At 48.6% G+C, this 20,006-nt stretch carries 17 protein-coding genes; 16 read left to right on the top strand and 1 reads right to left on the bottom strand.

The features are described from left to right. Positions 1 to 153 precede the first annotated feature (153 nt). From WBV27_RS06335 to WBV27_RS06325, 3 genes are all read left to right on the top strand, one after another. Entirely contained in the window at positions 154 to 681 is a 528-nt protein-coding gene (locus WBV27_RS06335; protein ID WP_424200407.1) for a nitroreductase family protein, read from the top strand. 122 nt (positions 682 to 803) lie between these two features. Beyond that, a complete protein-coding gene (locus WBV27_RS06330) occupies positions 804 to 1,505 on the top strand; it encodes an ABC transporter ATP-binding protein (protein ID WP_086943228.1) in 702 nt (233 codons plus the stop codon). A 15-nt stretch (positions 1,506 to 1,520) separates the two neighbouring features. After that, positions 1,521 to 5,336, top strand: coding sequence for an FtsX-like permease family protein (locus tag WBV27_RS06325; protein ID WP_424200405.1), 3,816 nt, complete (start codon positions 1,521 to 1,523; stop codon positions 5,334 to 5,336). 64 nt (positions 5,337 to 5,400) lie between these two features. Here WBV27_RS06325 and WBV27_RS06320 read toward each other — a convergent pair whose 3' ends face one another. Next, the gene (locus WBV27_RS06320) at positions 5,401 to 5,907 is read right to left on the bottom strand and encodes an FUSC family protein (protein ID WP_424200403.1); all 507 of its coding nucleotides are present in this window, start codon (positions 5,905 to 5,907) and stop codon (positions 5,401 to 5,403) included. 404 nt (positions 5,908 to 6,311) lie between these two features. On the opposite strand from WBV27_RS06320, the gene WBV27_RS06315 reads away from it, so the two are divergent. The 13 genes from WBV27_RS06315 to ligA all read left to right on the top strand — a co-directional run. Continuing rightward, positions 6,312 to 7,457, top strand: a complete 1,146-nt coding sequence (locus WBV27_RS06315; RefSeq protein ID WP_424200401.1) for an ABC transporter substrate-binding protein — start codon at positions 6,312 to 6,314, stop codon at positions 7,455 to 7,457. A 224-nt stretch (positions 7,458 to 7,681) separates the two neighbouring features. Continuing rightward, positions 7,682 to 8,560, top strand: a complete 879-nt coding sequence (locus WBV27_RS06310; protein ID WP_086629321.1) for a branched-chain amino acid ABC transporter permease — start codon at positions 7,682 to 7,684, stop codon at positions 8,558 to 8,560. A 9-nt stretch (positions 8,561 to 8,569) separates the two neighbouring features. Next, the gene (locus WBV27_RS06305) at positions 8,570 to 9,556 is read left to right on the top strand and encodes a branched-chain amino acid ABC transporter permease (RefSeq protein ID WP_424200450.1); all 987 of its coding nucleotides are present in this window, start codon (positions 8,570 to 8,572) and stop codon (positions 9,554 to 9,556) included. Next, positions 9,556 to 10,329 (top strand): ABC transporter ATP-binding protein, encoded by a 774-nt coding sequence (locus WBV27_RS06300; RefSeq protein WP_276641628.1) that lies wholly within the window; start codon positions 9,556 to 9,558, stop codon positions 10,327 to 10,329. The genes WBV27_RS06305 and WBV27_RS06300 overlap by 1 nt, the downstream gene beginning before the upstream one ends. 37 nt (positions 10,330 to 10,366) lie before the next feature. Then, positions 10,367 to 11,035, top strand: a complete 669-nt coding sequence (locus WBV27_RS06295) for an ABC transporter ATP-binding protein (RefSeq protein WP_424200448.1) — start codon at positions 10,367 to 10,369, stop codon at positions 11,033 to 11,035. Positions 11,036 to 11,038: 3 nt separating this feature from the next. Beyond that, positions 11,039 to 11,692: a CBS domain-containing protein gene (locus WBV27_RS06290; protein WP_086629317.1), complete on the top strand. Its 654-nt coding sequence runs from the start codon at positions 11,039 to 11,041 to the stop codon at positions 11,690 to 11,692. A gap of 173 nt (positions 11,693 to 11,865) precedes the next feature. After that, on the top strand, positions 11,866 to 12,402 hold the full coding sequence (locus WBV27_RS06285) for a hypothetical protein (RefSeq protein ID WP_424200398.1): 537 nt from the start codon (positions 11,866 to 11,868) through the stop codon (positions 12,400 to 12,402). Between the two features lie 145 nt (positions 12,403 to 12,547). Then, the gene (locus WBV27_RS06280) at positions 12,548 to 13,399 is read left to right on the top strand and encodes a M15 family metallopeptidase (RefSeq protein ID WP_424200396.1); all 852 of its coding nucleotides are present in this window, start codon (positions 12,548 to 12,550) and stop codon (positions 13,397 to 13,399) included. Positions 13,400 to 13,436: 37 nt separating this feature from the next. Continuing rightward, positions 13,437 to 14,057: a glycoside hydrolase family 73 protein gene (locus WBV27_RS06275; protein WP_200831804.1), complete on the top strand. Its 621-nt coding sequence runs from the start codon at positions 13,437 to 13,439 to the stop codon at positions 14,055 to 14,057. 273 nt (positions 14,058 to 14,330) lie between these two features. Next, complete coding sequence (gene purK / locus WBV27_RS06270; RefSeq protein WP_424200394.1) at positions 14,331 to 15,461, top strand: 5-(carboxyamino)imidazole ribonucleotide synthase; 1,131 nt, start codon at positions 14,331 to 14,333, stop codon at positions 15,459 to 15,461. Positions 15,462 to 15,506: 45 nt separating this feature from the next. Beyond that, a complete protein-coding gene (locus WBV27_RS06265) occupies positions 15,507 to 16,163 on the top strand; it encodes a GntR family transcriptional regulator (protein ID WP_424200392.1) in 657 nt (218 codons plus the stop codon). 412 nt (positions 16,164 to 16,575) lie between these two features. Then, positions 16,576 to 18,858, top strand: coding sequence for a DNA helicase PcrA (pcrA, locus tag WBV27_RS06260; RefSeq protein WP_424200390.1), 2,283 nt, complete (start codon positions 16,576 to 16,578; stop codon positions 18,856 to 18,858). Between the two features lie 19 nt (positions 18,859 to 18,877). Beyond that, on the top strand, positions 18,878 to 20,006 hold a 1,129-nt coding region (ligA, locus tag WBV27_RS06255; RefSeq protein ID WP_424200388.1), incomplete at its 3' end, for an NAD-dependent DNA ligase LigA.

Below are 20,006 nucleotides of genomic sequence, written 5' to 3'. Positions count from 1 at the left end.
TTGGACGGAAACGGGGCTTTGATTGCTGAACAGCTAAGCAGCGATCATGCAGAATGATTTTTTCTGCAGGCCTCGATTTCCGTTCATTTTTTGTGCCCGAAAGGGTATAATAGCAGTATAGTACAGTTATCTTTTGAGAAGTGAGGGAATTGAATGGATTTCATGAAAGTAATGCATACGAGACAAACAACACGCAGCTACCAAACGTTCGGGCTATCCCGGGGACAAATCGAAATTATGCTGCAGGCTGGGCAAAATGCGCCGATCAGCCGCGGTCGCTTTGAGGATTACCATATCACGGTCATAAAAAATTCGGAAATATTGGTAGCGATTACATCCGCAGCGAAGGAAGTGACGGGCAATAAGGACAAAGACCCCTTGTACGGAGCACCTGCCTTTTTCGTTGTTTCCGCCAAAGAACCGGCTAAACCAGGCAGCATCGCAAGCGCAGCAGCAATCGTAGAGAATATGCACTTGCAGGCAACCGCAGAACTGTTGGGCAGTTGCTTCGTGATGGGACTCTTTCAGAACGGCACGTTGGATGCTGAAGGCATCCGCGAAAAAATGCAGATTCCTGAAGGTTTCACCCCTGTCGCCGGGATGGTGGCGGGCTATCCGCACGGCTATCTGCATGACCGGCCACGCACATTGGACAAAATCGCCACCAATATCGTCGAATAGCACGGTTTAGGCACTGAAAAACGACCTAAGGAGAAACGTTCAGGTTTCCCGGGTCGTTTTTTGCATACACGTCTGTGGAAAGCTTCAGAATACAAATCAATCAAGAAATGAAGGGTTGCATGATGGCATATATTTCCTTAAAGAATGTCAGCAAATTCTATCAGATGGGCGAGACACGGATCACAGCCAACGACAAAATCAGCTTCGACATCAACGAAGGAGAGTTTGTAGTGATACTTGGGCCCAGTGGAGCCGGCAAATCCACCGTTCTGAACATCCTTGGAGGGATGGATGATGCCGATGAGGGGCACATCAGCATCGATGGGGTGGACATCTCCCAGTTCACTTCAAAAGCCTTGACGACCTACAGAAGGCGGGATGTCGGTTTTGTCTTCCAATTCTATAATCTGGTGCCTAACCTGACCGCAAAGGAGAACGTGGAGCTTGCCTCGCAGATATCGCCGCATGCCCGCGATGCTGCTGAAGTCATGCGGGCGGTGGGTCTGAGCGAACGCATGGACAACTTTCCGGCGCAGCTCTCGGGAGGCGAACAGCAGCGCGTCGCCATCGCCCGCGCCTTGGCGAAGCAACCTAAGCTGTTGCTTTGCGACGAGCCGACAGGGGCACTGGATTACGAAACAGGCAAACAAGTGCTCAAATTGCTGCAGGATACGTGCCTCGATACCGGGACTACCGTCATCGTCATCACGCACAACCAAGCCATCGCAGCCATGGCTAACCGGATCATCGAAATCAACAATGCCAAAGTGAGGGCAGTCCATGAAAATCCGAATCCTAAACCAGTATCAGAAATCGAATGGTAGGAGGGGGAGCCGACGATGAAGAAGAAGGCGCTCTGGAAAGACATTTGGATAGAAATAGGCAAAAGTAAAGCGCGCTTCCTCGCGTTATTGGCCATCATCACGTTGGGTGTGGCCTTCTTTGCCGGCATCAAAGCGGCGGGTCCGGATATGCTGGATACCGCCAACCAATATTATGAAGAAAACAATCTGTATGACCTGAAGGTGTTGTCCACCTACGGATTGGAAGAAGCGGATATCGCCATTTTGGCGGAAACGGCCGATCTGGCTGTCCATCCGATGCGCACAGTGGATATCGAAATGGAAGGCAGTGACTTCCTCGTAAAAGTCTTCCCGTTGCAAAGCGGTGCGGATCCGGTCAATGAATATGCAGTCGTCGATGGCAGACTGCCGGAGACAAGCGGAGAAATCGCCTTGGATGCGAAACAGAATCTGATGGACACTTATGAGATTGGGGATACGATCAGCTTCCGCCATGAGTCCGAAGAAGGGCTCACCGAGGAGGAAAAGGAAAACCGCATTTCCTTGAAAGATCAGCAATACACGGTCGTCGGTTTCGTAGACTCGCCGATGTACATCGAAACGATGATGCGCGGCTCCACGAACGTCGGGAAAGGCAGCCTGGATGCTTTCGTTGTCGTGGCCGATTCGGACATGCTCGGCAGCATCTACACGGAAGCCTACCTGACGATCGCTCCCGATGCGGCGGAAACCGGCTACACGGACAGCTACGATGACCAGGTGGACAGCCTGGCCGATAAAGTGGAGCTTGCATTGAACGGAAGACCTTTGGAGCGCATCAACGAAATCCGAGCAGAAGGGCAGCGGAAGATCAAAGATGCGGAAGATGAACTGCAGGAAGGGAAAGACAAACTTGCGGAAGCCGAGCAGAAACTTCAGGATGCCCGAAAACAATTGGATGACGGCATAGCGGCCTATGAAGAAAATCGTCAGTTGTTTCTGGATGAAATCGCAGAAGCCGAGAACAGATTAACTGCCAGCCAGGCTGAAATCGATGAGGGCACGGCTGAATACCGCGCAGGCTTGGCAACCTATCTGGAAAACCAAGCGCTCTACGACGAGGCAAAAGTTGCCTGGGAGTCTCAGAAAGAATCCCTGCAAGGGCAGACCGGTTCGGAGGATTCATTGGATGTGCTGCTGGCGAGCCTGCCCGACACACCGGAAGGCCGCGAAATCGCTGATTTGGCGCAGTCTTTATTGGATGGGCAAGCCGAAGTTGAAGCGACCCAAGCCTCACTGGAAGCCAAAGCTGCGGAGCTGCAGGAACGGGCAACCGCCTTAGCGACAAAAGGAGAACTGTTGCTGGCTGAGCAGACGAGTCTGGAGACGGATGGGGCAGCCTATCAGAACGAATTGACCCTTTTCACCGCTGACATGACAGCCTTCCAAATGGAGAAAGCAGTCAAGCAAGCGGAGTTTTCGGCAAGGCAAGCCGCCATCGATGCAGAAAGGGCCGCCTTAGCAGCTTTGGATCCGGAAACGGACCCGAGCGTTGCGGAACGCTTGGCGGCTGTGGCCGATCAACAGGCAACATTGGATGCGGAGCAGGCCGCTCTGGTTCAAACCGAAGCGGATTTGGCTATCCGCCAAAGTGAGTTGGAGCAACAAGGCGCCTCATTAGCGAGCAGGCAAGAAGCCTTAACCGCCGCAGCCGCGGCTTTCCAGGCGGAACGGGCCAGTGAAGAGGCCGCTCTCTTGGAAGAACAGCGCCTCTTGGAGCAAGCCGGCTCCGAGCTGTCTGACAAAGGGGAGGGATTGCTGGAGCAGCAACAACTTCTGGAAGAAAAAATTGCTGCATTCATGGCCGATGCCGAAGCCCAGATTACAGCCGCAGATGCCCAATTCGCCGAACAAGGAGCAGCATTGGAGAACGGCAGATTGGCATTGGCGTCGGCATTCGCTCAACTGGAGGACGGCCAGGCACAGATCAACGACGGCTGGGCCGAGTTGGAAAGCCAACGTGCGAGCGGTGAACAGGCCCTTGCTGAAGCTTGGCAGGAAATCCAGCAGGGCGAAGCAGAATATCAAGATGGCTTGGCCACCTTCACAGCTGAGCGGGCCGATGCAGAAATCGAGATAGCCGATGGGGAACGGCAGGTCGAGGAAGCGAAGCAAGCTTTGGCCGATCTGATCGACCCTGTCTACTATGTGACGGATCGGTCCGGCAATCCTGGTTATCAGGAATACCGCGACAATGCCGACCGCATCTCGGCAATCGCAGAAATTTTCCCGGTGTTCTTCTTCCTGATCGCGGCCTTGGTGAGTTTCACGACGATGGCCCGGATGGTGGATGAACAGCGCCAACAGATGGGGACGTTGAAAGGCCTCGGTTACAGCGATTTCGATATCGCCAAAAAATATTTGATCTATGCAGCGATCGCCTGCATCGTGGGCACATCGCTCGGTTTGGTGGCCGGTTATAATATTTTCCCTGCGGTCATCTTTGATGCCTACGGGTCCATGTACAGCCTGCCTTCCGTAAAGATCACCTATTACTTGTCCTATGCACTGATTTCCATAGCCATCGCGCTGCTTTGTACCATCGGCCCGGCAGCATGGGCGGCACATACGTCGCTCCGGGAAAATCCGGCAGCGATGATGCGGCCGAAAGCGCCGAAGAATGGCAAACGTGTGCTTTTGGAACGACTGACGTTCGTTTGGGATCGCCTGAGCTTCAATTCGAAGATAACGGTACGGAACTTGCTGCGCTACAAAGCGCGCAATATGATGACGATACTGGGAGTGGCTGGCTGTACCGCCTTGATTTTGACCGGATACGGCATCAAAAATTCCATCTCCGGATTGGCGGACACACAGTTCAACGATGTGATGCGCTATAACGCAATCACGGCGATGCGCCCGGAAGCAAGTGAGGAAGACATCACTTCTTATGATGAACTGATCGCGGCGACTCCTGAAATAACGGACCATCTCAAAGTGGTCCAGGAGAGCTATAAGCTGGATAAAAAAGGTGTGAACCTGCAGAACGTCACGGTTTTTTCTCCATTGGGAACCGAAAATCTTTCGGATTTTGTCAGCCTGCGTGATCGCGCAACGCAAGAACCGATCGCGCTGACTGATGAGGGAGCCGTCATCTCGGAAAAATTGGCGAATTTGGCAGGCGTCGGACCGGGGGACAGCATCGAAATCCGGAATGATGAAATGCAGACCTATCAGGTTCCGATTCAGGCTGTCACCGAGAACTACGTCAACCATTACATTTACTTGACGCCAACTTTGTACGAAGAGATTTTCATCCAAGCCGCGGAACCGACAACGGATTTGTTGCTGTTTGAAGAACCGGAAAGTTGGGAGCGGGGCTTCGGATCCGAAGCGATGGCAGAAAAGGCTGTCGCACTGGTGACGTTCATCAATTCTGTCGACCGCAGCTTCGCTGAAACCTTAGGGAGCCTGGATATCGTCACATTGGTATTGATTGTGTCGGCAGCCGCATTGGCTTTCGTTGTCCTGTACAGTCTGACGAACATCAATGTATCGGAGCGGATCAGAGAATTGTCGACCATCAAAGTTTTGGGGTTCTATGATGTGGAAGTGAGCATGTATATCTACAGAGAGTCCTTGATTTTAACGTTGTTGGGTATTTTTTCAGGTTTCGTTCTTGGAAAAATTTTGAGCACAATCGTTCTCAAAATGGTTGAAATCGACTTCATGATGTTCCCGCCGACAATCATGCCGATCAGCTACCTGTATTCAGGTCTGCTGTCGTTATTGTTCTCAAGCGTCGTCATGCTGATCATGCACCGCAAACTCAAACAAGTGGACATGATCGAAGCGTTGAAGTCAGTCGAATAAGAAAATAGGAAAAACGCGCAAGCAGCCAATGGATGGCCGCTTGCGCGTTTTATTCTGCAGATACTCAGTTTTCGGATGGTGTTTGGGGTGCGCCAGGCAGCAGGTAGTTGACCCCGATGGCGATGGAAGTTCCGATTACGGTATCCAGTACCCTTTGGATGGCATAGGTGATTTTTTCGGTATCGTCTATATTGTAGAAAACGACTAGGAAAGTCGCTGTAGCGCCGACGATAGCCGTTGACATGTCCAGAATGTTGCAGACCATGATCAGGATGATGACGGCGATGATCGTACCGAAGAAATCCACAGAAAAATCCAGTCCCAGAAAATCTTTGATGGCTATCAAGGTGACCCCGAGGATACCGGCGACAGTATTGCCTCCGACACGACGGATTCCATGATGGAGTGATTGCGAGCAATCTTCACGCAAAGCAAAGACAGAAGCCAATCCGGCCAACATAGGAGAACCTCGGTCCAATAATTTGAACAGCAGGACACACAAACCGACAGCAACGCCGGATTTGGTCGTACGCATGCCTACGCGGAACTTCTCCTTATCCAAATGGAACATAGTAAGTACTGCACTTCCTCTCGAAATGAAATAATATCTCAATCATAAGCATTTTTGAATTTTTATCAAGTCATTTTCATATTATTGTGCAAATAATACACTCACATTTGCGGTATTGTTCAGAGTGACTTTGCAGAAAATGAGAGAAAAAAAGTGGATGTTTTTGGACGAAAAATGTCTTTTTCGAGGCCGATTATTTTATTGGTTTTGTTGCAATGGCGCCCTTTTTAAGTAGGGTAAAAAAAGAACATTCGCTTTTTGCCAAAAAAGGCCAAAATTGGGTTGCTTAAATTGTCAGAATATTCTATACTAATGACATTAAATTTTAAGGAGAAGGATGAGGGCCTTTTCTTTGGATTTGCAACGAATTATTAACATATAGTGAGATGGGGAGGATTATTTAGATGAAAAAGAAATTATTGATGGGCTTGGCATCTGTATTCGTACTTGCAGCATGCGGCAATGGCGCGACAGAAGAGAGCGATACAATCAAATTGGGTGGTAACTTCGAATTATCAGGCGGTGCGAGTGCATACGGTACGCTGATGGATGAAGGGATCAAAATGGCTGTTGCAGAACAGAACGCTGCAGATGGCTTATTGGGCAAAGAGATTGAATACATATCTTACGATAATAAATCCGAGCCTTCAGAATCCACATCGGTTGCGACTCGTTTAGCTACTGAAGATAATGTTGTCGCAATCTTAGGGCCTGCTACAACTGGTGCAGCAAATGCGCAATCTCCAGCTGTCACAAGAGCAAAAGTACCAGCAATCCTTCCAGCTGCTACAGGCGATAGCGTAACAATGGATGGCGATTCCGTGTTGGAATACGTATTCCGCGTATGTTTCCAAGATTCTTTCCAAGGTAAAGCCTTGGCTGAATTCGCTCAAACAGATCTGCAAGCTACAAAAGCTGTCATCTTAGTGGATAACTCCACTGACTACGCAATCGGCTTGTCGGATGCATTCAAAGAAACATTTGAAGGAGAAATCGTAGCGGAAGAAAACTTCACAGCCGGCGATACCGACTTCAAAGCGATCTTAACGAACATTGCAAAAATGGATTATGATGTCATCTTCTTGCCTGGGTACTATGAAGAAGGCGGACTGATCATCAAGCAAGCCCGTGAAATGGGAATCATGCAACCGATCCTTGGACCGGATGGCTTCGCTAACTCAACATTGGTTGAATTGGCAGGTGCCGACAACGTTGATAATGTATTCTACGCTAGCCACTTCACTCCGAACAGTGAAGACCCTAAAGTACAAGAATTCTTAGCTGCTTTTGAAGCAGAGTACGGCAAACCTGCAGATTCATTCGCAGCTTTGGCTTACGATGCTGCGCAATTAGTATTCGACGCAATCGCGACTGCTGACAGCACAGATCCTCAAGCAATCACAGATGCTTTAGCGACAACTGAAGATTTCGAAGGCGTAACGGGTACATTCTCATTTGACGAGAACCACAACCCTATCAAATCGGCTTTCGTTATTGAATTACAAGATGGTGTAGAAGTCGGCAACTCTGTTGTGGAACCAGCTAAATAAAAATAGCCTGGCGCGCAACATTGCGGCATTGAAACCTGAATAGACCGTTTGATTCTAAAGTAACACAATGAGGTGCTGGCAGAATTTGCTTAGCACCTTTCTTTATGTTTTTCCTCATCAAAAGTTAATCCCTCATCGTGCGTGAATAATAGTAAACTATAGACGAACAATACAGTATAATGAAAGAAAGATTTCTGTGCAGCAGAAGAAAAGAGAGGTGTAAAATGGAAAATTTAGTTCAACAGCTGATAAATGGTATATCGTTGGGAAGTATCTACGCCTTGATTGCGCTAGGGTACACAATGGTATACGGCGTCATCAAATTGATTAACTTTGCCCACGGGGACATTTATATGGTGGGCGCGTACCTGGGATATGCTTTGATCCAAAACGTTGGTCTTGGCCTTTTCCCAGCCATTCTGATTTCAATGATTTTTTGTGCCATTTTAGGGGTGGTCATCGAGAAGATCGCCTACAAACCGTTGCGGGGCGCAACAAGAGTAGCAACGCTGATTACAGCCATCGGGGTTTCTTATTTATTGCAAAATGTCATGATCTATATAATGGGGCCTGAAGTGAAGGCCTTCCCGACAGCCTTGATCGTCCGGAATTGGACTTTCGGCGGGGTGACCATCAACTCGCAGCAGATCCTGATTTTCCTGACGACAGTCATTCTGATGATCGCTTTGCAGGTCATCGTAAAATACACGAAGATGGGGAAAGCGATGCGGGCAGTAAGTACCGATCCTGAAGCAGCACAATTGATGGGGATCAACGTGGATAACGTCATTTCCTTTACGTTCGTCCTTGGCTCCTCGTTAGCCGGAGCGGCAGGCGTATTGGTCGGTATCTATTATAATTCGATTTCGCCATTGATGGGTGTGACACCGGGTCTGAAAGCTTTCGTTGCGGCAGTATTCGGCGGCATCGGCATCATCCCTGGGGCCATGGTCGGTGGTTACGTCATCGGGATCATCGAGACTTTAGTCAGCGCTTATGGCGGATCGATGTTCAAAGATGCAGTTGTGTACCTGATCCTGATCATCATTCTGATCGTCAAACCTTCCGGAATCTTCGGGAAAAATACAAAAGAGAAAGTGTAGGTGATAAAAATGAAACAATTCAATAAAACAAATCTAGGTTGGCTCATTCTTATCGCTGTGATGGCTGTTGTACTGTTCATCGGCGTCAGCACAAATATGATTTCTCCCTTCTACCAGATTACTTTAGTTACAATCTTGATAAACATCATCCTGGCGATTGGACTGAATCTGGTCATCGGTTTTTCCGGACAGTTCTCACTGGGACATGCCGGTTTTATGGCAATCGGTGCCTACAGTGGCGCCATCATCGGAGATAGGATGGAAGGCTTGGCCGGTTTCTTTGTCGGATTGGTCGTGGGCATGATCATCTCCATCATCGTGGCTTTGATCGTCGGAATACCGACGCTCCGTCTGAAAGGCGACTACTTGGCGATTGCGACATTGGGTGTAGCGGAAATCATCCGTATCCTGATTTTGAACATGGGTGAACTTACCAATGGTGCGCGCGGAATCAGCGGCATTTCGTTCCCTTTCGAATCGAATACTGGTTTCATCATGGTCTTGTTCGTGATATTGGTCGTAACGACCATCCTTACCGTCAACTACATCAACAGCAGCCCTGGCCGTGCGACCATCGCCATCCGCGAAGATGAGATCGCTGCCGAGTCGATGGGTGTCAATGCAACGACTTACAAAGTCATCGCCTTCATGATTGGTGCAGCGACGGCCAGCATTGCAGGCTCCATGTACGGCACTTATTTCAGCGTCATCAATCCAAGCGATTTCACTTTCCAAAAATCGATCGACGTGCTTATCATCGTTGTGTTCGGCGGTATCGGCAGCGTAACCGGCACAGTTGTCGCAGCCGTTGTGTTGGGTATCCTGAACACATATCTGCAATCGTTCGGTGAGCTGCGGATGATTTTCTACGCGCTGGCCATCATCGCCATCATGGTATTCCGTCCAGGCGGATTATTGGGTAACCGCGAATTCACGATGTCCGCTTTGTTGAAGCGCTTTGCGAAAAAAGATTCTGCTAAGAAGGAGGTCCAATAATGAGCCTATTAGAAGTAAAAGAATTGACCAAAAACTTCGGCGGTTTGGCCGCTGTATCCAATGTCGATTTTGCGATCGAAGAAAATGAATTGGTCGGTCTGATCGGTCCCAATGGTGCTGGAAAAACGACCTTCTTCAACTTGCTGACCGGTGTTTACGTTCCGACAGAAGGCACGATCGAATTGGAGATCGACAACAAAAAAGTGTTGTTGAACGGCAAAGCGCCATACAAAATTACGGATCTCGGCTTAGCGCGTACTTTCCAGAATATCCGTCTCTTCAAGGAACTGACGGTTATCGATAATGTGCTGATCGCGATGCACAGCACCATGGGTGAGAGTACTTTCCACAGCTTGCTGCGCACGCCGACTTATTACCGCAAGGAAGCCGAAATGCGTGAAAAAGCTTTGGAACTGTTGGCCATTTTCGAATTGGAAAAGAAATATGATGTATTGGCGAAAAATCTTCCTTACGGTGAGCAACGTCGTTTGGAAATCGTCCGCGCTTTGGCGACGAATCCAAAAATCCTCTTCCTGGACGAGCCGGCAGCCGGCATGAATCCGCAAGAGACTGCGGAATTGACCGCTTTGATCCGCAAAATACAGAAAGATTTCAAAATTACTGTCGTCTTGATCGAGCATGATATGTCCTTGGTCATGAATGTGTGCGAAAGAATCTATGTGTTGGAATACGGCCGTCTGCTTGCCAAAGGAACACCGGAAGAAATCCAAAAAAATCCAGCCGTAATCAAGGCTTATCTAGGAGGCGACTAACGTGCTGAAAGTAAAAAATCTATCTGTGCATTATGGCATGATCCAAGCCATCAAAGATATCAGTTTTGAAGTGAATGAAGGCGAAATCGTGACTTTGATTGGTGCCAACGGAGCAGGGAAGTCCACCATTTTGCGTACGATTTCCGGGTTGGTAAAACCGTCTTCAGGCGAAATCGAATATTTGGGGAAACCTATCCATAATGTGGCGACCAGAAAAATCGTTGAACAAGGGATTGCCCAAGTTCCGGAAGGCCGCCATGTATTCAAAGGTTTGACCGTACAGGAAAACCTTGATTTGGGAAGTTTCACCCGCAAAGACAAGCAGAACTTTGCCGGTGATCTGGAGGCGATATTCGAACGTTTCCCGATTTTGCGCGAAAGAAAAAATCAGGATGCAGCCACTTTGTCGGGCGGAGAGCAACAGATGTTGGCTATGGGCCGCGCTTTGATGACGAAGCCGAAGCTGTTGCTTCTGGATGAGCCTTCGATGGGGCTGGCGCCAATCTTCATCAAGGAAATCTTCCATATCATCCAGGATATCCAAAAACAAGGCACGACGATCCTGCTGATTGAACAAAATGCCAACGTTGCGCTGAAAATCGCGAATCGCGGTTATGTATTGGAGACGGGAAATATCGTATTGACCGGAACCGGAGAAGAATTATTAGCAAGTGACGAAGTTCAGAAAGCTTACTTAGGAGGCTAAAAAATGGATGTACAGAGCTATATGTCAACGGATTTAGTAACAATTCAACCTTCTACAAAAATCATCGAAGCTTTGGATTTGATGAAGGAGCACAAGATTCACCGTCTGCCGGTCGTTCAAGGCGAGACCATCGTGGGCCTGATCACGGAGGGCATCATCGAACGCAATACGCCTTCCAGCATGACCAGCCTGGATATGCATGAAGTCAACTATCTGTTGAATAAAACGACAGTGGCCGACATCATGGAAAAACGCGTCGTGACAATCAACAAGGAAGCTCTTTTGGAAGAAGCTGCAGTAATGATGCGTGAGAATGGCATCAGCGTATTGCCGGTCGTCGAGGCAGGCAACCGCCTGATCGGCATCATCACCGAAAAGGATATCTTCTCTGCCTTCATCGATGTGCTGGGCTACTACACACCGGGCGTCCGCGTTGTCGTCAATATCCATGAAGACAAAAAAGGCGTTCTCGAAGACTTGACCGATATCTTCTCAGATGAGAACATCAACATCCAACAGATTGCGACTTACCGCAAAATGGGCTATGTCCAAGTCGTCATCCAATTGGAAAGCAAAGACATCGACGGTATCCGTGCCAGACTGGAAGAACACGGCTACGAAATCGGATCGATCATCTACAAACCAGAAAGAGTATAGGATTCAGAACCGTTCTAAAAGGATCCAAATAATCCCGTTCACCAAGCAAAACCATACAAATAAGCAAGCCGCTCACTCCAACAAAACGGAGTGGGCGGTTTTTTTAAGCAAAGGATTTCTTTTATCACGTAATAAGTGTATAATAAGGACATGATAGATTGGAGGTTACATAAATGAATAATGCACTTATAACAATTGTCTTGTATACGATCAAAGAGCAATATGTCAGTGAAAAAGCTTTTTATGCCAATCAACTAGGGATCTCGCCGCAGAGCTGGGATCGCTGGAAAAAAGGAGAGCATGGTTTAAAACCAGAGAACATGCAGATCATTTCTAAACTGTTTACCGATTATGAATGGATGCTTGTCCAGAAAGTTTGCCGCAATGCCGAAATTCTTCCCGAAGTGGCAGAGAACCCTGTAAGAGAATATCATTTCCTGAAATATCAAGTCGCCAAAAAATGGATAGCGACGGATTTGGCCGATTTCAAATGGTACACCACCGAAGAGACAGTCCATGATTCAGAAATCCATAAACCGGCAATCACCACACTCCGGCTTGAGTGCAATTATGATTTCTGGAGTTACAAAGATATCATCGATTTGCGCTTGCCTAGCATCATCCGCCATCAGATCGATTCGGAAAAAATCAATCTGCTTGAATGGTTCAATGAAAATACGCCTGATACCATCACAAAAATTACTGAATAATAGAATATAAACCGGAAAGCCGAGATGATACTATCTTGGCTTTTCGTGTGTTTCAGGGTTAAGGCTTACTTTTTGGGTGTGGTTTGAGGGCCAGTTGTGCTAAAATAGGCATAGCAAAAAATTACAGACCAGAAGAGGGCAGAAGATGGAAACGAAAAAAAAATATTCCCATACACCTGAGAGGCACGCACAAAGACTGCGTTTCCTTGCGGGACTCTTGCTGGCGATGCTCTTTTTCACAGGATGCACAACCGATGACGATGAACCGTCAAACAGTCAGCAGAATTCGACAACTAGCAAACATTCAGAAGAAGCGCAATCCTCTTCCAAAGCTTCAGTTGACGAAGCCGAGTCCAAAGTGATCGTGACACCTGCAGCTTCATCAACTGACTGGAATCTGGTATTGGTGAACAGGGAAAATCAACTTGCTGAAGAAATCGCAATGGAGATCTACCTGACCGAGAGCGGCTATCCGATCGACAGCAGGATACAGGAACCCTATTTGCAACTGCTGGAAGCAGGAAAAACTGCCGGAATGGATTTCACGATGATTTCAGGTTACCGCTCCATCGAGCAACAGCAGGCAAACTATGACGTCAACTATCAAAATTATCTGGCTGCAGGTTTGTCTGAAGAAGAGGCGCGCGCAAAGACAGAAGAATATATCGCTTTGCCTAATGCCAGCGAACACACAACCGGACTCGCCGTGGATATCACATCGACCGCTTTAGCCAACCAAGAAGGCAATTCAGGCTTATTCCCGGATCTGGAGAATTATCCTGAGGGGCTTTGGCTGAAAGAAAATGCACCCAAATTCGGTTTTGTCTTGCGCTATCCAAAAGCGAAGGAAGCCATCACCGGCATCAATTTTGAACCTTGGCATTTTCGGTATGTGGGTATAGAGAACGCTGTTTACATGACCGAAAACAACCTGACTTTGGAAGAATACGTAGCAATCCTGAAGCAAAATGAAACGCTCGGGAACAGCGAACAATAGCAGGTAATACAGCACAACCAAACAGACGGAGGAACATATGGCACGAAAGAGAAAGCGGACTCGAAAACAACCGCAATCAGCATCCGCTAAGGCCGTCAAGATTTTATTTTTCTTATTGATCAGTTTTATGGCAAGTCTGTCGCTGATCGGCGATTTTTCTCCAATCATTCCGGATATCCCGGAGTATGGCAATAATCAGGGAACTGACTTCATCGGCAATATCGCCCCTGCCGCGCAACAGATGCAAGCGACTTACGGTGTCCATGCCAGCATCAGCATCGCACAAGCGATCCTTGAATCGGATTGGGGAGAGAGCGAACTGTCCGCCGTCTACAATAATCTGTACGGCATGAAGGGTGATGACCCGGGGAATACGGTCCTCTTGACTACCAATGAATACTACAACGGCCAGTGGGTCACCATCCAAGCAAACTTCAGGGTCTACGGCAACTGGGCAGAATCGGTCCAGGACCATGCGCTGTTGTTCGTGAACGGTACCACTTGGGATCCGAATCAATACGCTCCTGTTCTGCAGGCAACCACTTATCAAGAAGCGGCCCAGGCTCTCCAAGATTGCGGTTATGCGACCGATCCGGATTATGCCGCCAAATTGATAGCGGTCATCGAACAGAACGCACTTTATGAATATGATAATTGAAGGATGCAAACAGAAACGCGCGGACGGGCTGGACTCTTTTGAGGAGGACAGCCTGTCCGTGCGTTTTTTTGCGTCGCAATCGGATAACACCCTGTTATCCGGCAACCTGACAAATTTTAACCGCACGCTCCCTGACTTACCACGAAAATTCGACAAACGGACAGTTTTTGCATGGCGACATTCGTCGAATATAGTGATAAAATGATTTGGTGAAGACTTTTTTTTAACTTATTCCTAATTCTAACGAAAAATCCAAGAGAGTAGTGTGATCACATGCCGAATCAAATTTTACCCGGGAAAACAATCGGTATTATTGGCGGAGGACATGTCGCCCGTATGATTGCTTTGGAAGCCAAAAAAATGGGCTACCAAATAGGCATCTTGGACGCCGATCCTGCCTGTCCGGCTGGGCAAATAGCTGATTGGCAGATAACCAAGAAATATACGGACTTCGATGCGCTGACGGACCTCGCAGCTAAATCGGACGTCCTGACTTTTGAATCCGAAGCCGTGGATACGATGTTGCTGACACAAATCAATCCTTATATCAGCATACCTCAGGATCCGGACAGCCTTTCCATCACCCAAGACCGGTTGATCGAAAAAGCGTTTCTGGAATCCTTGAACATCAACGTAACGCCTTACGCGACGATAACTGCCATCGAAGACATGGAAGAGGCGGTCAAAAGCATCGGCTTCCCGTGTGTGCTGAAGCCGATCCGCGTCGAAGTGGCCACGCCGGTGCAGCATCTTTTGTACAGTGAAGAGGACTTCGGAAGGGCATCAGCCTTGCTGAAAAATGGGACGTGCATTTTGGAGGCTTGGATCCCCTTCGAGATGGAGTTGGCCATCACAGTCGCACAGGATGCGAACAACGTGTTCACATCATTCCCAGTCACCGAAACGGTCTATCGGGAGCAGAAACTTGTGAAGACAATCACGCCAGCACGCGTAGGCGGAAACATCCAGAAAGAGCTTGAACATATCGGCAAGCTGGCTGCGAAGGCCATGAATCTGACCGGCATTTTGACGATCGAGACATTCATGACTTCATCGGGCTCCCTCTATGTGAACCGCTTGGTCGTCAGACCACACCATTCGTGCAATTATTCGCTGGATGGCTGCAGCATCTCTCAATATGAAATCCTTGTCCGCTGCATCTGTGGGTTGCCTATTCCGGAAATCCAGTTGTACGATACAAGCGTGACGTTCAACATCATGGAGGAAAAACTTGACGAAGCACTGATTTTGCTGTTGACAAAACCAGATTGGCATTTCCATTTTTATGGAAAAAAAGAACACCGTGCGAAACGGAAAATGGGACACGTCACATTATTGGGTGACAGCCCGGATATCCTCATCAACGAACTGGAAGAAAACGGCTTGTTAGAATCTATAGAGTAACGGAAACAGGTGTCCGCTCTCTTATATGAAGGAAGGAATCAATTGATGGAGGATAGACTATTCAATAAAGCATACGACTACATAAAAGATAAAATCGACAGCAATTGCTGGCCTCCGGGAACCAAAATAACCGAACAACTTATTTCGGAAGCCTTGTTCATGAGCCGGACACCGATCCGCACAGCACTGCTTTTGCTGGAGGAAGAAGGGATGGTGAAATCCATTCCCTACAAAGGCTACATCGTGGCCGAGAAGAAGATCTCAAACGAGGGTCTGTTGGAACGCCTGGAACTGATTGCAGGTCTCATCATGAATTACCTACAATATCTGAAGGAAAATGACATAACCTTGGATCATAAGGAATTTGAAAAACTTCTGGGAAAACAAGTGGAGTACCTGAATTACCGTGATGCGACGGGTTACTTCAATAATGAATACCGACTCTTTGAGACATTCATTGCCCAAAGCGACAACCAGTTCATGAAGAAAGTGATTTTGACGACAGCCCGCGATATCCACGGAACCTATTCCGACAACAGTGACCTGATCGATGAGGCGCGTTATCAAAACGAAGCTAAATTGCTCGCCTTGTATCAGGAAGTAAGCATCTGCATACGCGATAAGGATTACGACAAGATGGGCGAATACCTCATCTTCTTCTTCGAAACGTTGAAAGACTCAAACGATATCCTAGCCCAGTAATATGAGAAAAGCGGAACGGGTTCGTTCAGCCCTGAAAGAAATTTAGGAAATCTGGCCCTGAATGAGCATCGAAGAGCGCAATGGGTCAGATTTATCTAATTTCCGAAGGGCTAACCCGTGAAGCTAGCCATCATTATTGTATAAAGAAAGTCCTGCCTCTGAATCAACCAAATGGTTCAGCGGCAGGACTTTTATTTTGGATGGCATAATAGGGTGAAAAGAAACGGAACCGCACGGAGGGGAACAAGGGTTAAAAACTATTTAAAATATCAGGGGATTCATTGATAGCCGCCCTCTAAAATGATAGACTAAACCATGATGCAAATCAGAAGCGATAAGGCTGCACCATCGCCTTGAACCTAAAAAAGAACACACCCATACACACTCCGAAACAAAGGCAACAAAAGAAAGGATGGCAATTGTGCAACAAAAACATGACCTCATAAAAGGAATGAACCCAAGGCAAGCAGAAGCCGTTTTGGCGACAGAAGGGCCACTATTGATCATGGCAGGGGCAGGCAGCGGCAAAACGCGTGTGCTGACTCACCGCATGGCCTATCTACTGGAAGAAAAATCAGTAAACCCTTGGAACATCTTAGCCATCACCTTTACGAATAAAGCAGCAAAAGAAATGAAAGAGCGGGTCATCCGCTTGGTCGGAACGGTCGGCAACGACATGTGGGTATCCACTTTCCACTCCATGTGCGTACGGATCCTCAGAAGAGAGAGCGAACAGCTCGGCTATGCGCGCTCCTTCACCATCTGCGACCAGAGCGAAACCGAAACATTGATGAAACGCATCATCCGCGAAAAGAATCTGGATTCCAAAAAATTCGATCACCGCATGATTTTGGGGCGGATCAGTCAAGCAAAAAATGAGCTGCAGACCCCGAAGGAATTCGGCGATCTTGCTGGCGGATACATCGATAATATCGTCTATGAATGCTACAAGGATTACCAAAAAGCGCTCGAAAACAGCCAATCGATGGATTTTGATGACCTGATCATGTTGACGGTCAAACTGTTCCAGGAATATCCAGAAACGCTGTCCTACTACCAAAATAAATTCCATTACATCCATGTGGACGAGTACCAGGATACCAACTACGCCCAATATCAATTGGTGCAGCTGTTGGCCAGCAAATTCAAAAATATCTGCGTAGTCGGCGATGCGGACCAAAGTATCTACGGATGGCGCGGGGCTGACATGGAGAACATCCTCAACTTCGAAAAGGACTATCCGGACGCAAAAGTGGTCTTGCTGGAGCAAAATTACCGCTCCACCAAAAAAATCCTGCGCGCAGCCAACGATGTGATCCAAAACAACGTCAACCGGAAAGAAAAAGAGTTGTGGACAGACAATCCGGACGGCGAAAACATCGTCTACTTCCGGGGCCAATCCGAACACGATGAAGCGCGCTATGTCATCTCGAAGATGCTCCAGGAAGTCCGCGAAAACAAACGCCAGTACGGTGATTTCGCAGTGCTCTACCGGACGAATGCCCAGTCGCGTGTCATCGAGGAGAACCTTCTGAAGTCGAATATCCCTTACAAGATGGTCGGCGGGCGCAAGTTCTACGACCGCAAAGAAATCAAAGACCTTTTGGCTTATCTGCGCCTGATCGTTAATCCGTCCGATGACTTGAGCTTCGGCCGGATCGTGAATGTGCCGAAACGCGGAATCGGTGATGCGAGTGTCGAAAAACTGCGCGAATTCGCCAATATGCATAACCTGACTTTGCTGCAGGCAGCCCATGATGTGGCGTTATCCAGCATATCCGGAAAAGCCGCGAAGGAATTGAAGAAATTCGCGACCGTTATGGACAATCTGCACAAAATGCAGGAATTCCTGCCGATCACGGAATTGGTGCAGGAGTTGCTTTCCCAGACGACTTATCTGGAAGCCCTCGAAATGGAGAAGACGCTGGAGTCGGAAGCACGGATCGAAAACATCAACGAATTCCTGTCGGTAACGCAGGAGTTCGATAAAATGAATCAAGAAGACTTTGATCTGACCTCCTTCCTGACCGATTTGGCGCTGGTTTCCGATTTGGATCAGATTGAGGAAGAACCGCAGAGCGAAGTGACGCTGATGACGATGCACGCAGCCAAAGGATTGGAATTCCCGATCGTCTTCATCATCGGTATGGAAGACGGCATTTTCCCGTCGTCCCGCTCCTTCATGGATGAGGACCAGATGGAAGAAGAACGGCGCTTGGCCTATGTCGGCATCACGCGGGCGGAGCAAAGACTGTTCCTGACGAATGCCTATTCCCGCATGCTTTATGGACGTACGATGTCCAACCCGGCATCGCGTTTCCTTGATGAATTGGACGGATCCGTTCTGGACCGCGAGGACAGTTCGGGATCCACGTCAAACATGTATTCTTCAAAACCGGCAAGCTCGGGCGGCCGCTGGAAAACAGCAAGCGATACCCGCCAGGAGAAAGCCTTCAGTCAGCCGTTTTCGGCCGGACCGCGTGAAAAAACGACGCAGTCCGTCAAGCAAACCGGAAGCAGCGGTGCGGCCAGCCTTGGCTGGGCTGTCGGGGACAAAGCCAGCCATAAGAAATGGGGCACAGGCATTGTCGTTCAGACGAGCGGAGAAGGCGATGGTTTGACATTGGATATCGCCTTCAAAGACATCGGCATCAAACGCTTGTTGGCATCCTTTGCACCGATCGAAAAAGCATAATTTAGGAGGGGAATCATTCATGGCGAAAGTAAGTCCGACCGAAGCCCAAGAGCGCATCGAGACGTTGAAGACGCTCCTCAACCGCTATAGTTACGAGTATTATGTACTGGACAAGCCCAGTATTTCCGATAAAGAATACGACCAGCATTATCAAGAACTGGAAAAATTGGAAAAAGCCCATCCTGAGCTGATCACCACTGACTCACCGACGCAACGCATCGGCGATACCATCCTGCCCGGCTTCACCAAGGTGCAGCACGATTCACCGATGCTGAGCTTGGGGAATGCCTTCAACCAGGAAGAACTGCTGCAATTCCATCAACGGATCAGCAAATTGACCGATCAGCCTTTGCAGTACATGTGCGAGCTGAAGATCGACGGTTTGGCCGTATCGCTGAAGTACGAAAACGGCTTGTTCATCCAGGGCGCGACGCGTGGGGACGGAAACACCGGCGAAGACATCACGCAGAACCTGCGGACGGTCAAATCCATTCCGTTGCGCCTGAATGAACCGCTGACTTTCGAAGTCCGCGGCGAATGCTACATGCCGAAAGCCTCATTCGTCCAATTGAATGCGGATCGTGATGAGAAAGGCCTGGAGATTTTTGCGAATCCGCGCAATGCTGCTGCCGGCAGTCTGCGTCAACTGGATTCCAGCATTGCGGCCAGCCGCAACCTGAACATCTATCTTTATAGCGCCACCAATTTCGAACAATTGACTGTGGAGACGCAGGATGCGCTGCTGAACCGATTGGCTCAGGTCGGCCTGCGGACCAATCCGGAACGCCGGCTCTTCGATTCAATCGAAGACGTGTGGGCATTCACGGAAGAAATCGCAGCGAAAAGAAAAGATTTGCCTTACGAAATCGACGGCATCGTCATCAAAGTCAATGCATTCGCTGCCCAAGAAGAAATCGGCTATACGGTAAAAGCGCCGCGATGGGCGATCGCCTACAAATTCAAGGCGGAAGAAGCCGAAACGATCGTGCGCGACATTGAGTGGACAGTCGGCCGCACCGGCGTCGTGACACCGACAGCCGTTATGGATCCTGTTTTCTTGGCCGGTTCCACCGTGCAACGCGCCAGCCTGCATAACGTCGATCTTGTCCGCGAGAAGGATGTGCGCATCGGCGACACGGTCGTGATCC

The organism is Trichococcus sp. (assembly GCF_049589555.1).
Taxonomy (GTDB): Bacteria; Bacillota; Bacilli; order Lactobacillales; family Aerococcaceae; genus Trichococcus.
Note: the sequence above shows the minus strand (reverse complement) of the source record. Positions and strands in the feature narration are given on the sequence as shown.

Coding starts and splice junctions, on each gene's coding strand:
- WBV27_RS06335 (WP_424200407.1), top strand. CDS start 154: ATGGATTTCATGAAAGTAATGCATACGAGACAAACAACACGCAGCTAC.
- WBV27_RS06330 (WP_086943228.1), top strand. CDS start 804: ATGGCATATATTTCCTTAAAGAATGTCAGCAAATTCTATCAGATGGGC.
- WBV27_RS06325 (WP_424200405.1), top strand. CDS start 1,521: ATGAAGAAGAAGGCGCTCTGGAAAGACATTTGGATAGAAATAGGCAAA.
- WBV27_RS06320 (WP_424200403.1), bottom strand. CDS start 5,907: ATGTTCCATTTGGATAAGGAGAAGTTCCGCGTAGGCATGCGTACGACC.
- WBV27_RS06315 (WP_424200401.1), top strand. CDS start 6,312: ATGAAAAAGAAATTATTGATGGGCTTGGCATCTGTATTCGTACTTGCA.
- WBV27_RS06310 (WP_086629321.1), top strand. CDS start 7,682: ATGGAAAATTTAGTTCAACAGCTGATAAATGGTATATCGTTGGGAAGT.
- WBV27_RS06305 (WP_424200450.1), top strand. CDS start 8,570: ATGAAACAATTCAATAAAACAAATCTAGGTTGGCTCATTCTTATCGCT.
- WBV27_RS06300 (WP_276641628.1), top strand. CDS start 9,556: ATGAGCCTATTAGAAGTAAAAGAATTGACCAAAAACTTCGGCGGTTTG.
- WBV27_RS06295 (WP_424200448.1), top strand. CDS start 10,367: ATGATCCAAGCCATCAAAGATATCAGTTTTGAAGTGAATGAAGGCGAA.
- WBV27_RS06290 (WP_086629317.1), top strand. CDS start 11,039: ATGGATGTACAGAGCTATATGTCAACGGATTTAGTAACAATTCAACCT.
- WBV27_RS06285 (WP_424200398.1), top strand. CDS start 11,866: ATGAATAATGCACTTATAACAATTGTCTTGTATACGATCAAAGAGCAA.
- WBV27_RS06280 (WP_424200396.1), top strand. CDS start 12,548: ATGGAAACGAAAAAAAAATATTCCCATACACCTGAGAGGCACGCACAA.
- WBV27_RS06275 (WP_200831804.1), top strand. CDS start 13,437: ATGGCACGAAAGAGAAAGCGGACTCGAAAACAACCGCAATCAGCATCC.
- purK (WP_424200394.1), top strand. CDS start 14,331: ATGCCGAATCAAATTTTACCCGGGAAAACAATCGGTATTATTGGCGGA.
- WBV27_RS06265 (WP_424200392.1), top strand. CDS start 15,507: ATGGAGGATAGACTATTCAATAAAGCATACGACTACATAAAAGATAAA.
- pcrA (WP_424200390.1), top strand. CDS start 16,576: ATGGCAATTGTGCAACAAAAACATGACCTCATAAAAGGAATGAACCCA.